The 13,446-nt window shown below is 60.2% G+C and carries 11 protein-coding genes; 6 read left to right on the top strand and 5 right to left on the bottom strand.

The genetic code is table 11. From position 1 onward, the window contains the following. The first annotated feature begins 4 nt into the window (after positions 1–4). Entirely contained in the window at positions 5–1,888 is a 1,884-nt protein-coding gene (locus HDF10_RS01570) for a M61 family metallopeptidase (protein ID WP_260177537.1), read from the top strand. A gap of 12 nt (positions 1,889–1,900) precedes the next feature. On the opposite strand, the gene HDF10_RS01565 is transcribed toward HDF10_RS01570, so the two are convergent. Further along, a complete protein-coding gene (locus HDF10_RS01565) occupies positions 1,901–2,875 on the bottom strand; it encodes a YihY/virulence factor BrkB family protein (RefSeq protein WP_311732627.1) in 975 nt (324 codons plus the stop codon). Positions 2,876–3,120: 245 nt separating this feature from the next. On the opposite strand from HDF10_RS01565, the gene HDF10_RS01560 reads away from it, so the two are divergent. After that, positions 3,121–4,038 (top strand): MBL fold metallo-hydrolase, encoded by a 918-nt coding sequence (locus HDF10_RS01560; protein WP_260177536.1) that lies wholly within the window; start codon positions 3,121–3,123, stop codon positions 4,036–4,038. 3 nt (positions 4,039–4,041) lie between these two features. After that, a complete protein-coding gene (locus HDF10_RS01555; RefSeq protein ID WP_183809811.1) occupies positions 4,042–4,911 on the top strand; it encodes an aldo/keto reductase in 870 nt (289 codons plus the stop codon). Between the two features lie 66 nt (positions 4,912–4,977). On the opposite strand, the gene HDF10_RS01550 is transcribed toward HDF10_RS01555, so the two are convergent. The 4 genes from HDF10_RS01550 to HDF10_RS01535 all read right to left on the bottom strand — a co-directional run bounded on the left by HDF10_RS01550 (position 4,978) and on the right by HDF10_RS01535 (position 10,529). Then, entirely contained in the window at positions 4,978–6,357 is a 1,380-nt protein-coding gene (locus HDF10_RS01550; protein WP_183809809.1) for an NAD(P)/FAD-dependent oxidoreductase, read from the bottom strand. A 130-nt stretch (positions 6,358–6,487) separates the two neighbouring features. Further along, entirely contained in the window at positions 6,488–9,430 is a 2,943-nt protein-coding gene (locus HDF10_RS01545; RefSeq protein WP_183809807.1) for an IPT/TIG domain-containing protein, read from the bottom strand. Then, on the bottom strand, positions 9,417–10,241 hold the full coding sequence (locus HDF10_RS01540) for a hypothetical protein (RefSeq protein WP_183809805.1): 825 nt from the start codon (positions 10,239–10,241) through the stop codon (positions 9,417–9,419). The genes HDF10_RS01545 and HDF10_RS01540 overlap by 14 nt, the downstream gene beginning before the upstream one ends. 87 nt (positions 10,242–10,328) lie before the next feature. Next, the gene (locus tag HDF10_RS01535) at positions 10,329–10,529 is read right to left on the bottom strand and encodes an allantoinase (protein ID WP_179586134.1); all 201 of its coding nucleotides are present in this window, start codon (positions 10,527–10,529) and stop codon (positions 10,329–10,331) included. A gap of 84 nt (positions 10,530–10,613) precedes the next feature. On the opposite strand from HDF10_RS01535, the gene trxB reads away from it, so the two are divergent. From trxB to HDF10_RS01520, 3 genes are all read left to right on the top strand, one after another. Continuing rightward, on the top strand, positions 10,614–11,567 hold the full coding sequence (gene trxB, locus HDF10_RS01530) for a thioredoxin-disulfide reductase (protein WP_183809803.1): 954 nt from the start codon (positions 10,614–10,616) through the stop codon (positions 11,565–11,567). A gap of 46 nt (positions 11,568–11,613) precedes the next feature. Beyond that, on the top strand, positions 11,614–12,525 hold the full coding sequence (locus HDF10_RS01525) for a DUF3592 domain-containing protein (RefSeq protein ID WP_183809801.1): 912 nt from the start codon (positions 11,614–11,616) through the stop codon (positions 12,523–12,525). 95 nt (positions 12,526–12,620) lie between these two features. Next, entirely contained in the window at positions 12,621–13,274 is a 654-nt protein-coding gene (locus HDF10_RS01520) for a hypothetical protein (protein ID WP_183809799.1), read from the top strand. The last annotated feature ends 172 nt before the right edge of the window (positions 13,275–13,446 follow it).

Genomic DNA, 13,446 nt, shown 5'->3' with positions numbered 1-13,446 from the left:
ACAAATGATGAGCTGGTGGAAGAAGTGTGCCGGAGCAGCTCTGGCCGCGACGGGTTGCACTTTAGTAGCAGGGGCGCAGACCGCGCCAATCACCTTGAGTGTCGATCTCACAGACGCTCCCCGAAAGATCCTTCACGCAACCGAGGTCATGCCGGTGACCGCCGGACCGCTGACCGTCGTCTATCCCAAGTGGATTCCGGGCGAGCACGGACCCACCGGCCCCATCGAGAACATGGCCGGATTCTTCATCACCGCCAACGGCCAGCCCGTAAAGTGGGAGCGCGACAAGGTGGATATGTTCGCCTATCACCTCACCGTACCGCAGGGCGTCACGCAGCTTGAGATGAAGATCGACTTCCTCGCCTCCTCCGCTCTCTCGGGATTCTCCGCAGGCGGATCGACCAGCGAAAACCTCGCTCTCCTCAGCTGGAACACGCTGCTCGTCTACCCCGCCGACACTGACGCAAGCCAGGTCATGTTCACTCCATCCGTAAAACTGCCAAGCGGTTGGAATCTCGGAACCGCGCTGGACAAAGATGGAGGCTCAGGTCAGACCTCAACCTTCAAGACCGTCAGCCTCGAGCAACTGATCGACTCCCCCGTCCTCGCCGGCCGCTACTTCCGCGAGATCCCCCTCGCCCCGGAGATCTCCCCGAAGCACTACCTCGACATGGCCGCCGACGGCCCCGAGCAGCTCAATCTGTCGAAGGAGCACATCGCCGACTTCGACAAGCTGGTGCGCGAGACCGGCGCTCTCTACAAGTCCCGCCACTACGGCTCCTATCACTTCCTCGTCACGCTCAGCGATGAGGTCGCGCACTTCGGCCTCGAGCATCATCAGTCCAGCGACGACCGCGTCATGGCAACCACCTTCACCGACGATCGCGAGTTCGTGCTCGACGGCCTGCTGCTGCCGCACGAGTTCACCCATAGCTGGAACGGAAAGTACCGCCGCCCCGCAGGCCTCGCCACCAGCAACTACCAGAAGCCGATGGAGGGCGACCTCCTCTGGGTGTATGAAGGATTGACCGAGTACCTCGGCGATGTCCTCGCCGCGCGTTGCGGCATCTGGACTCCCGACCAATATAAGCAGCGGCTCTCCACCATCGCCGCCGAATATGACAACCGTCCCGGCCGCACCTGGCGCGACATTCAGGACACCGCAACCGCCGCTCAGATCCTCTACTCCACAGGTGGCGGATGGGACAACTGGCGTCTCAGCGTGGACTACTACGACGAAGGCGAACTCGTCTGGCTCGACGTCGACACCACCATCCGCAAGATGACCAACGGCAAAAAAACCATCGACGATTTTGTCGCGAAGTTCCACGGCCTCGGCGGAGACACAGCACCCAAGGTCGTTCCCTACACCTTCGACGATGTGGTCGCAGGCCTCAACAGCGTGGTCGCGAACGACTGGGCCACCTTCCTGCGAACTCGCCTCGACTCAAACTCCTACCACGCGCCGCTGGGTGGTCTCGAAAACGGAGGCTACAAGCTCACCTACACCGACAAGCCGAACGCGTGGAGCACGCTCGAAGATCAGCAGTCCGAATCCTTCAACTTCTGGTACTCCATCGGCCTGCACGCAAACAAAGCCGGCAATGTATCCGACGTTCTCAAGGGCGGAGTCGCCGACCAGAGCGGCGTTGGCCCCGGGATGAAGATCGTCGCTGTCAATGGTCGCGCCTACACTCCCGATGTGCTCAAGGCCGCGATACACGATGCGAAGGACTCCGGTCCGTCAGCCGAGCTGATCGTCTTGAACACTGGCTACTACAAGGTAGTCAAACTCGACTATCACGAAGGCGAGCGCTATCCAACGCTGGAGCGCGTCCCGTCGGTCCCCGATCGACTGAACGATATCCTGAAACCTGCGACGAAGTAAGGTTCGCTTGCATCAAGCTGCAGGCTTCGGAGCACTTGAATCCGGCACATGCATCGCAGAAGCCGTCGCCGCCGCGAGATCGTTTTGCTCCAGCACGAGCAAGCGCTTCGCGGCGGCGGCGGCTTCTATTTCGCTGTTGATCTCAGCCCCCAGCAGCAACATCAGGCCCGTGAGGTAAAACCACGTAAGCAGAATAATCACCGCGCCGAGCGAGCCGTAGGTCACCGAATAGTTATTGAAAAGATGAACATACAGTCGTAGACCAATCGAAGCCAGTACCCACCCTACGATACCGATGGCCGCACCAGGAGTAAGCCAATGCCACTGGCTCCGTTTCACATCCGGCGCGAAGTAGTAGATGACCGCAAAGAAGAGCGACAACAGAACCGAGGCCAGCAGCCAGCCAAGCCCGCGCACCGTAACCGCCGTGAGCGATGCCACAAAATGATCGTAGATATGCAAATGGGCGAGCCGGGCGAAGAAGTCCGCACCCAGCAGCGAGGCCAGCATCAGCGTAACCAGCCCCATCAGCAGAATGGTCACGCCAATCGCAGAGAATCTTGCGGCAAAATACGATCGAGTCTCTTTGACCCGATAAACAACATTCAGCGAATCCTGAATTGCGGAGAACCCAACAGATGCGCTCCATATCGCCGCAACCAGGCCAAAGGTGAGCTTCCCGCTGGTCGTAGCGGCCGTCGTCTGGTTGAAGGTATCGAGCACCATTCCCATCGCATCGTGTGGCAGAACGATCGAAAGATACCCCAGCAGAGAGTAGTAGATATGCGAAGCCGACCGCGCAGCGAGCCCGAGCAGCGCCGTCGCGGTAACTAGACTGGGAAAGAGCGCGAAGATAAAGTAGAAACCTAGCTCCGCAGCCCGTCCGACGAGATTATCGTCAAAGAAAGCGCTCCAGGTATGCTTCGCGACTACCTTGATCGGAATCCCCTCAAGATTCCACAGGGAGTGGAGCGGAGAACGCGACACAAGGTCCCAGATGCGCCGCTCTACGCGAGTGCCGTGAGCCGGATCGAATGTGGGTCCCTCGGAAGGAATAGCGGTGCTCCCTCGCCCTGGTTGGCTCGTTGGGTAAACATAACGAGTCATTTACAGCGGGCGTTCTGGCAAGGTAGATGCCTTGCCTCCCCGAAGAGGTAGCCGCAGAAACCTTGTTTTCCACCGGCTTATAGTGCATAACATCACGATCGAGCATCCAATTATTGGTGAGATGAATGCATAGAACATGGCGAGGCCGCCCGTTTGCGGTAAGAAAGATGGAGCAGCTTTGGCGACTAGTGCGCGAGAGCCACGAACAGCCGATGACCGGGACACCCCGGCCAGTTCAGTTGGTAAACCCAGACGAGCTCGGAGTCACCTTTATCGGGCACTCCTCCTTTCTCCTGCAGGTTCACGGACGAAAGCTGCTCGTTGATCCCGTATTTTCAAAGCGCCTGATCGTACTCCGCCGGCAGCGGCATCCCGGCGTCATGGTCGAGGAGCTGCCCCCCATCGACATCGTCCTTCTCACGCACGCGCACATGGACCATCTCGATATGGCATCCCTCCGCCGCGTCATTCGCGCAACGCGCAGGCTGACTGGCCAGACCCCAGAGGTCGTAGTGCCCCGCGGCGTGGAGGATCTCGTCGAACGACTAGGCTTCTCCAGAATCCACGGTCTGGCATGGTGGGAGCAGATCGAGGTGCAAGGCCTCAAAGTAACGATGACTCCCTGCAAACACTGGGGAGCGAGGATGTTTCGCGACACCCACCGCGGCTACGGCGGATACGTCGTCGAAGGCGGCGACCAGTCCGTCTATCACTCCGGCGACACCGCCTACTTCGATGGATTCAGCGAGATCGGCGCAAAACTTAAACCCGAAGTCGCCCTCCTTCCCATCGGCGCCTACTTTCCCGACACATACCGCTCGGTTCACACGAGCCCAGAGGAGGCCGTACGCGGCTTCGTTGAACTGGGTGCACAGCAAATGGTGCCGATGCACTACGGCACCTTCCGTCTGGGCCGAGAGCCAATGGAAGAGCCTCTACAAAGGCTCGAAGCAGAAGCCGAACGACTGGGCATTAAAGGAAAAATAAAAATTCTCGTAGAGGGCGAGACCATGCACCTTTGCCCTGCAGCCAGCATCCGATAGGGTATGGCTACTTCAACGGTAAACGCGAAAGCAAGCGGAACATTTTCGATCGGCGGAGACCTCCTGGTCAACCGCATGGGATACGGCGCGATGCGGATCACCGGCGACGGAATCTGGGGCGCGCCAAAAGATATCGAAGGCGCAAAAAAAGTCCTGCGACACGTCGTCGAGCTCGGCATCAACTTCATCGACACCGCAGATGCCTATGGCCCTGACGTGAGCGAGCAGCTTATCGGAGAAGTCCTGTCTCCCTACGCGAAGGGCGTCGTCATCGCAACCAAAGGCGGCTTGACTAGGCAAGGACCTAACAAATGGCTGCCGGTAGGACGTCCCGAGTATCTGACTCAGCAGGTTGAAATGAGCCTGCGCAGGTTGAAAGTCGACCGCATCGACCTTTGGCAACTGCACCGCATCGACCCAAAGGTGCCTGTCGAAGAGTCCCTCGGCGCAATCAAAAAACTCCAGGAGCAGGGCAAGATCCGCCACATCGGACTGAGCGAGGTAAAGCCTCACGAGATCGACCAGGCCCGCAAGGTCGTCGAGATCGTCAGCGTGCAGAATCAGTACAACATTGGCGATCGTCAGCACGAAGACGTCGTTGAATACTGCATCAAACACAAGCTCGCCTTCATCCCCTGGTTCCCCGTGGCGGCGGGCAAACTCGCTCAGCCCGGCGGCAAGCTCGACGCCGCCGCAAAGCGACACAACGCAACCGTCTCTCAGCTCTCCCTCGCATGGCTGCTCCACCGCTCCCCGGTTATGCTACCCATCCCAGGCACGACTTCGGTCCAGCATCTAGAAGAGAACGTAGCCGGGGCCGAGGTAAAGCTGTCTGCGGCCGAGTGGAAAGAGATCGAAGACTCCGCAAAATAACAACGAACTCCACCCTTACCGAAAAAGAGCCGCCACCGCGCGGCTCTTTCCATTTCCGCTGCCCGCTCAGGTCTTAGGCGAGTTCATATCCAGCGGCTTCGTCATAGCCCCAACCAGGTCCTCCTGCGAGTTCCACCCCGGCAGTTCCTGCGAACCGGTGATCAGCCGCGCACCATCGCTGAAGGTCAGATACGTCCACGCCCACTGCCTGAAGACGCTAAGCCGATTGCGAAAGCCGATGAGAAAAAAGATGTGAACCACCAGCCAAGTCATCCACGCCGGAAAACCGCTCCAATGGCCCTTGAACGGCCATTTGATATCGGCCACCGCCGCCTTGCGCCCGATCGTAGCCATGTCCCCTTTATCGAAGTAGCGAAACTGCTCGTCCCTGCCGCTTCCATCGCTGCCAAGGTCTGCGGCCACCAGCCTGCCGATACGCTTGGCGGCATAACGGCCCATCTGCATCGCGGGCTGCGCCACACCGGGCACCTGCTTGCCGTCCTGCTCGAAGTGAGCCAGATCGCCGCAGATAAAGATCTCCGGATGCTCCGGCGGATTCAGATGCCCATCCACAAACACCGCACCGCGCTTGTCGGTCTCAACGCCCAGCATCTTGCCCAGCGGCGAGGCCTGCACGCCCGCCGCCCACAGCGTCACCACCGCGTCGATGCGTTCTTCGCCAACCATCACATAGCCGGGCTGCACATCGCTGACATGAGCGCCTGTGCGCACCTTCACCTTCAGCTCGGCGAGCTGCTCGAGAGCCTTCTGCTGTAGATCTTCCGGATAGGCCGTAAGAATATGCGGTCCGCCCTCAAGAATAAGAACCTGCGCCATCGAAGGATCGATATGACGAAAATCCCGCGTCATGTAAAGCTGCGCAATGTCGCTGATAGCGCCGGCAAGCTCCACCCCAGTCGGGCCGCCGCCAATGATCACGAAGTTCAGAGCTGGATGCGTTCCCTTCTCCATCATCTGCCGCTCCGCCAGCTCAAAGGCCAGCAGCACCCGCCGCCGAATCTCGGTCGCGTCCTCGACCGTCTTCAGTCCAGGCGCAAGCTTGGACCAGTCGTCTCTGCCGAAATAAGAGTGTGTCGAGCCCGTTGCAAGAATCAGATAGTCATACTCAAGCTGCACGCCGGTCTTCAGACGAACACGCTGTTGCGTCAGATCAAAGCTGACAGCCTCATCCATCAGCACATCGACATTCGGATGATCCCGCACCAGCGAACGGATTGGCTGCGCAATGTCGGCCGGAGAGAGCACCGCCAGCGCCACCTGGTAAAGCAGAGGCTGAAACAGATGATAGTTTCTGCGGTCCACCAGAGTGACGTCGACCGGAAGTTTGCCCAGAGCCGTCACCGCATTGACCCCGCCAAAGCCTCCACCCACAATCACGACTCGCTTTCGTGCAGGTCCGCTTCCTGTTGCCGCTGATACCGCCATCGTTCAAGCTCCTCGGTGTGATATGTACCTTATCTGATGCCGAATTGAGCCGTTCGGCTTTGCCGGAGTTTTCCTGCTTTATTCGACGGTCTTCTCCCAAAGGAGTTACAGAAAAGCGGGCGAAGGAAGATCAAGGCTGCTTCTGCAAAGCAAGCGAAAGAAAGCCCTGTGTGCCAGTCGCCGCAGCGAGGTTCGTCGTCTCGGCGATGCCCGGGATCTGCTGCGGAACAATCGTCAACAAACCGTTCGCGTCCGAGACAGCAGAAGATTGCGAAGAGGCAAGCACAGGCGCGACCGGACACCGTCCCCGGCTCGGGCACGCCGGTTGCCACGCGTTCACAGTCTCAAAGATCTGAACCACCGCGCCCCCAACAGGATGAGACGCCGTGTCCGTAACCTGCAGAACAACCTGTGCGATCGTTCCATTCGCCGACACAATCTGATTGACTCCGCTCACCGCGATCACACGCAAGTCCGCAAGGTCCACGCCCTCCGTAGTAAACAAAGCACAGACGTTCGTCCACGCGCAGCCAGACAGCGTTGCCTCGGCACCCTCCGCCAAAGGGCCAGCCGTCGCAACCGTCTGCGCGATCCCCTGCGAGTTCACCGCAGAGCTGGACGGCGCCACCGAGACCGCTCCCGAAGTTGTCTGCCAGCCAACCGCCACCCCCGCAGTCGAGACAAAGTTATCGCTTACGCTGACCTGTGGCGTCCATGCAAAGGTTGCGCCCGCTGCGATGTACTCCATCGCCTGCACCGCGGTCACCGTTCGGACGCGCGCCGCCGCCGTAAACGAAGCAACCGCCGTGCCATCGACTCCAGCCGCCTGCAGTGTAACCGGACCCGTGCTCAACGGAGTCACCAGCGTCGAGGCCATGCCATTCGCGTCCGTGTTGACGGTGCAACTGGCCGCTCCACAAGCGGCGAACTGCACCGTGCCCGCCGTCGCACTGAAGGTGACAGCCTCGCCCACCACCGGAGTCGCCCCATCTCCGTTCAACACCTTCACTGCAAACGGCGTCGCAGCATTCACCCCAAGCTGCAACAGCCCCGACGGCGCACTCACCAGGCTGAGCACGGGCACCGGCGCAGCATAGCTCAGCGCCTGCGTCATCACCGTCGTCCCCCCCGTAGACAGATCCGTCACCACAACATCGGCCACCAGCGCGGTCGTCGAACCCAGCGCATGAATCGAAGGCACCAGAGCCACAATCGTGTTCGCAGTCCAGCTCGAAACCGTGGCAGCAACCCCATTCACCGTGACTGTATTCCCAGTGCGAAAGCCCATCCCATTGATCGTGACCGTCCCTCCCGCCGCGCTCACCATAGCGGGGCTCAACGAATCTGCATAGAGCACGCGAGCTCTATAGTTAAAGTCAGGTCGTCCGTCTCCGCGCTGATCGGCGATCGCTATTCGTAACTGATCCGGTTGCGTAAAGGAGGTGGTCAGCGTGGTCATGCCGTTACTCTCGCCGTTGAAGGCCTCGCCCGTACCGGCAATCCCAGGTAAAGAGCCCAGCGCATCGGTCGCGTTCCACACGCCAATCACCGGCATCGCCTTTACGCTGCTCGCGAACCCTTGCTCATCCTCCGCCGTAACCTCAATGGTCAACGAGCGATGGGCTTTGACCGAGAGCGAAGACCAGGCAGAGTGCCCATACCCGCAAAGCTGATCCTGCCACCATCCCTGCGCCGGCACTGCCGTAGGAGCAGCTTCCGTTCCGTCCGCGCCAGAGTTGCAGGCGGTCATCGGATTGTCGGTCGCCCAATCCAAATACGCTTGGGCGTAGCTGCCGTAGATTCCTTCGGTCAGCACCGGGTCCGAGCCAGAGGGTGCCACGGTATTGGCGATATAAGGTCCCACCGCGTATTGCCCCGTATACAGCGGATTTACAGGTTCGGTCTCGAGAATCAGAAACTGCCAGGTGCCGGGAAGCATCGGTACTCGTTGAATCAAGGTATACCCCTGGTACCAGGCATCCTGGGTCCCCTGACTCCCTGCCATGGACGAATCCGTGCCCGTCACTGGATTGCCATTCGATTGACGGTACAGCGAACCCGAGACACCGGAAGCAACATACCAGTCTTCAATCTGCGCCGGCAGCGTGAACTGCGCCCATCGACGTACGACTACGTTCACCCCCTGCATCCCCTCCACGCCGGGAAAGTTCTGATGACCGTTAAGCTCATTCGCATTCAGCAAGCTGTCCATCTTCCCCGGACCCGCCGTCCCTTGAGGAATAAAGTAAAGTTCCGCCAGCGCCGACAGATCATCCGGCCGCAAGGTAAACGGCTGCGGCATGCACTGGTAGGTGTATGGGCCGCAGATGATATCGATCGGATGCATCACCGGCCAGTACAGCGCCTGGTTGGCAGTAGGTTGCGGGCTGTCGGTAAAGACGTTGTCGTTGGTTTGTGACCAACCCAGTCCAAGCACGCGGCCAAACGCCCGCATCAACTGATACTGCATCTGCATCTGCATCTGAGGAGCAGGCCCGGTGCACCGACCATTGAGGATGAGAACCGCGTGCTGAATGAATCCAGCCGGCACAATCGAATCGACGCTCTCGGTCACTCCATTCTGCCGACATCCCGAAGGGTCGCTCGCTCCACTGCCCAGCAACAGATCCGTGATCGAACCATCACTGTCGTAGATCACGGCAATCTGCTTGGCCAGGTAGTTGCTGCTCTCGACATCCGCCGGAAAGATCGGCCCATTCGCCCCAAGAAAAGCATTGGCTCCGCTCACATGCTCCTCCAGAGCACCGCCCTGCGCCAGCACCAGACTCGCGGTCGGAACATTCCACACCGACGCCGCAGCAGCCACAAGAGCATCCGCAGCCGCATGGTTCACGCTCGAGCTCAGATCGCCGGGATCCGTGAAATAAAGCGGCTGCTTCGTATACCAGACCACAGGAACCCCAGACGTCGTAAAGTACGGCGGCCCAGTCACCCAGCGCGGCCCTCCGGCCCAAACCGTCGCCGCGCTCGCGAACCAGAAGATCGCCAGTGTGCAAAGCGCTTGCAGTCGAATCCCGGATCGAGTTCGTGAGCTGGCGTCAGGGCGTGACATGCTGCGCCTTCTGCCACGAGTTCAACAGCCCCAGCACCGTATCCACCGAAGCCTGCGGCGCGGGGACCGACGCATCCGCCGCACTGGTGTACCCCAGCGGTAGAACCATCGACACATCACTCACGCTCGATCCCGCCGCGACCACCTGCCCGGCCTGACGCTCGGCCGCACCCGGCTGAGAGAACGTATTCGCGTGCCCAACCGCCTCACTGCGATAAGAGACCGTCCGCCGCACCTTCGCACCCAGCCAGCGAAGGTCGACAAACGGCGACGAAGGCGGCCCCCCCGCACGCTCCGCCACGGCACGCTCCGCCACGGCACGCTCCGCCATGGCACGCTCCGCCATGGCACCCGCCATCACTGGACCCGCCACCGCGCTCTGGCGAATCGGGATCGCTCCATCAAGTCCCCCAATCGGCGAACTCATCCCACCCGCGCTCGGTGCATGCAGCAGCATCAACAAACGCTGCCCCACACGATATCGCTGACCGCCGCCGGCCCAAAGCCCACCCCACTCCCGCAAAACATACGGTTCGCCGGTTCTGCACCCAAGAATCGCCTGATCGACGCGAAAGTCAACCTCGACGATCCCCGACGCCGGCCCAGCACTGCCGGGAAGACGCACCGCCAGCACCTGCCCCATGAAGATGACGCCTGCCCGGTCCGACATCTCGTGCAGCACATCTGTAACCGTCTGCGATCCTGCAGAGGACGCCGTCTGACCCCAGGCCATCGAAGCCGCCAGCAGCGCAGCCACCGTAACGGCGCGCAGCCGAAAAAAAACTCGCAGCATTCCAGCCGTGCAGGCCATCCCGTCCCTCCGCCCTCTCCCTGTTCTTCGTCAGGAGAGTCACGTTACGAACGGGTGTCCTGTTTTCGGACACTGCGCACCCCGCTGCTAGATCTCCGGATAGAAGTCGAAGAACGCGTCGATGCTCATCCGCAGCTGCGCCTCGATCTCCTCCCGGCTGCCCTCCAGCACATGCAGCGTCACATGCGCCTCGTTGCCGTTCTTCAGGGTTACGGGCGCCTCGCCCACCGATGCGATCTCATCCGCAGGTAACAGCCTCATTCCATACACCAAGGTCAGGTTTGCCATAGCCTCAATTGTTTCACTAATCCCGCCAAAAACCCCGCTTTGCATCTTTTCCGTCCGTGGCGCATTTACACTAGTGGAGCTAATATGCCCGAAAACATAACGCACGACACTGTCATCCTCGGTTCAGGCTGCGCCGGACTCACCGCTGCCATCTACACCGCGCGCGCCAACCTCAAGCCGCTTGTCCTTGAAGGCCATGAGCCCGGCGGCCAGCTCTCCATCACCACACTGGTTGAAAACTTTCCCGGCTGGCCCGAGGGCGTGCAAGGCCCCGACCTCATCGAGAACATGAAGAAGCAATCCATCCGCTTCGGAGCCGAACTCCGCCTCGCCCACCTCAGCTCCATCGACCTCACCAAACGTCCCTTCGCCCTCAACCTCGGCAAGGAGACCATCCACACCCGCACTCTCATCATCGCCTCCGGTGCCAGCGCCCGCTGGTTGAACCTTCCCTCCGAACAGGCCCTCATCGGCCACGGCGTCACCTCCTGCGCCACCTGCGACGGCTTCTTCGCCTCAGGAAAAGAGATCGCCGTCATCGGCGGCGGCGACACCGCCATGGAAGAAGCTCTCTTCCTCACCCGCTTCGCCTCCAAGGTCACCATCCTCAACCGCAGCGAGAAGTTCCGCGCCTCCAAGATCATGCTCGACCGCGCCATGGCTCATCCCAACATCCGCTTCCTCTCCAGCACCATCGTCGAAGAGGTGCTCGGCGTCGAAGACAAAGACGTCAAAGGCCTCCGCGTCAAAAACCAGCTCTCCGGCGAGCAGTACGTTCTGCCCGTCGCCTTCATGTTCCTCGCCATCGGCCACATTCCCAACGCCGAAGCCTTCCGCGGCATGATCGACCTCGACCCCGACGGCTACATCCAGACGCGCAACAACGTCTTCACCACCCTCAGCGGCGAGATAATCCCCGGCGTCTTCGCCTGCGGAGACATCCAGGATCGTCGCTACCGCCAGGCCATCACCGCCGCCGGCTCCGGCTGCATGGCCGCCCTCGAGGTCGAAAAGTACCTCGAAGAACACGGCCGTTGATCGACTAAGCTATCCGGGACAATCTTCGCGGGAGAACCGACACACGATGACGGTTGCAGGTCCGATAGTCTGGAGTAGTCCTTCGACATGGCCTTGGGTGGTTTATGTGTGGGCGGCATTCGCCTTGATCGGCGCAGCTAAACCAGCTTGGCGCTGGATACAACGTGGCAGAGGAGAGAGTTGGCCACTTGCCGATGGCCGGATCGACTCTGCACAAATCTCGAAACCTAACTTCTCCTTATCCGTCAAAAGTGGCCATTACCTAGCCGAGCTCCTGTACTCCTATTCTTTCGCTGGCGTCAGCTACTCTGGCCGTTACACTCGCGACATCCCTACCGCAGGCGAGGCCGAAGAATTCATCCGCAATCTTCAAGGTAAGGCAGTAGCAGTTCACTACAACCCGGAAAAGCCTTCACGTTCTGTTTTGCTCGAACGCGATGTCGAATTGTTGCTCCAGAGCCGCACACCTGTACCTCCCGCCTCGTTGCCACCACCAAGGTCAATACCGTCGTTGATCAGCTCTCTTCTTCCAATCTTTATTGTTCTCTCCGTCGTCGGTCTCGTATTGAGTTTGTGGGTCCACCTCGGCGCTCTGATGGGGCAGCGCGTGGCCCCCGAATCCTTTTTCTGGATTCTTCACATTGGAATCTTCGTCGTGTGGCTCCCTGCAGTGCTTGTTGCCCAAAGACTCGTTGGGACTATGAACCGCAAGGATTTTTGGAAGGTCGTCTTAAAAAATTCCCCTGATTGGATGCGTTACATGGTCTACGCATTTGGAGGGTATGCGGTGGTCAACTTCCTTTTGTTCATGGTCAATGCTCCCAATGGAGGAAATGGAGCAAATCCTCCCGCTGCAGTATGGAGAGGATTCTCCGGACATTGGATGGCTTTCTATTCAGCCGCCTTGGCTATCTTGTACAGTGCATCGCGAAGCTCCGCGCCCGTTGATCACTCATGACTCTATTTCTCCCAAATGAGTAAAGGAGGACACGGCCCCTAAACCATCAACCGGGTCGATTGACCCGCCCCCGACACCCTGCGAGACTCACCCATATGCAATACAGCGGCAAGCTCGAATATGCTCAGCAGCGCAAAATCCGCGAACGCAACACCGCACTCTACCGCCTCGCCCACTGGCCCATCTGGATCTGGGTCTTCTTCCTCGCCCCCGGCCCGCTGATTTTCTCGCTCTTCGCCCACGGCTTCGGACGCGGCAACCTCGCATGGCTCATCGCCGTCCTGACCGGCACCGGCATCGCCGCGCTGCGCGGCAGCCTCCCCGGCTCCGAACCGCGCCCCTACATCCTCCGCTTCGACGAGGACAAGCCCAACCCCCTCTACCGCCGCGTCTGCTACACCTTCGCCTGGAGCGCAGTCCTCACCTTCGCCCTCCTCAACCTGAGCGGACTCCTCATCGCCGCAGCCACCGGCCACTGGTACATGCAGCAGATCTACCGCTACGCCTACTTCCCTCTCTGCGCAACCATCCTCATGCTCGGCGCGATAGGCGTCCTGCCGCGCGTCAGGCCCTCCACCAAAGGCGAAGGCACGGAGCGCCGCTACTTCTACGGCTCTGTCTGGGCCGTCACCATCTCGCAGGCACTTCTGCTGCTCTTCTGGAAGACCCTCCCCGCAACCCGCGCCGCCAGCCTCACAAAACTAGCCATCTTCGCCGCTTCCCTCCTCCTCATGGGATTTGCCGCCTAACGCGGCACTCTCCCCCGCACCCGCCCCATCGTCCCCGGCGAACTAATGGTCGCCGACTAAGCCTCTTCCCTAACCCAAACGCCGTCATCCTTAGCGCCCCACGACGTCGTCATCAAATCCCTAACAATGTCGTCGTCCTGAGCACCCCCTGAAGTCGTCATCCTGAGCGAAG

The organism is Tunturiibacter empetritectus (genome assembly GCF_014201375.1).
GTDB lineage: Bacteria > Acidobacteriota > Terriglobia > Terriglobales > Acidobacteriaceae > Edaphobacter > Edaphobacter lichenicola_D.
The sequence above is the reverse complement of the archived record's forward strand: the minus strand, read 5'-3'. Positions and strand labels throughout refer to the sequence as shown.

Bases quoted from the DNA above. Each gene is read 5' to 3' on its own strand.
- HDF10_RS01540 (WP_183809805.1), bottom strand. From the start codon at position 10,241: ATGGCCTGCACGGCTGGAATGCTGCGAGTTTTTTTTCGGCTGCGCGCC.
- HDF10_RS01525 (WP_183809801.1), top strand. From the start codon at position 11,614: ATGACGGTTGCAGGTCCGATAGTCTGGAGTAGTCCTTCGACATGGCCT.
- HDF10_RS01550 (WP_183809809.1), bottom strand. From the start codon at position 6,357: ATGGCGGTATCAGCGGCAACAGGAAGCGGACCTGCACGAAAGCGAGTC.
- HDF10_RS01560 (WP_260177536.1), top strand. From the start codon at position 3,121: ATGCATAGAACATGGCGAGGCCGCCCGTTTGCGGTAAGAAAGATGGAG.
- HDF10_RS01535 (WP_179586134.1), bottom strand. From the start codon at position 10,529: ATGGCAAACCTGACCTTGGTGTATGGAATGAGGCTGTTACCTGCGGAT.
- HDF10_RS01570 (WP_260177537.1), top strand. From the start codon at position 5: ATGATGAGCTGGTGGAAGAAGTGTGCCGGAGCAGCTCTGGCCGCGACG.
- HDF10_RS01545 (WP_183809807.1), bottom strand. From the start codon at position 9,430: ATGTCACGCCCTGACGCCAGCTCACGAACTCGATCCGGGATTCGACTG.
- trxB (WP_183809803.1), top strand. From the start codon at position 10,614: ATGCCCGAAAACATAACGCACGACACTGTCATCCTCGGTTCAGGCTGC.
- HDF10_RS01555 (WP_183809811.1), top strand. From the start codon at position 4,042: ATGGCTACTTCAACGGTAAACGCGAAAGCAAGCGGAACATTTTCGATC.
- HDF10_RS01520 (WP_183809799.1), top strand. From the start codon at position 12,621: ATGCAATACAGCGGCAAGCTCGAATATGCTCAGCAGCGCAAAATCCGC.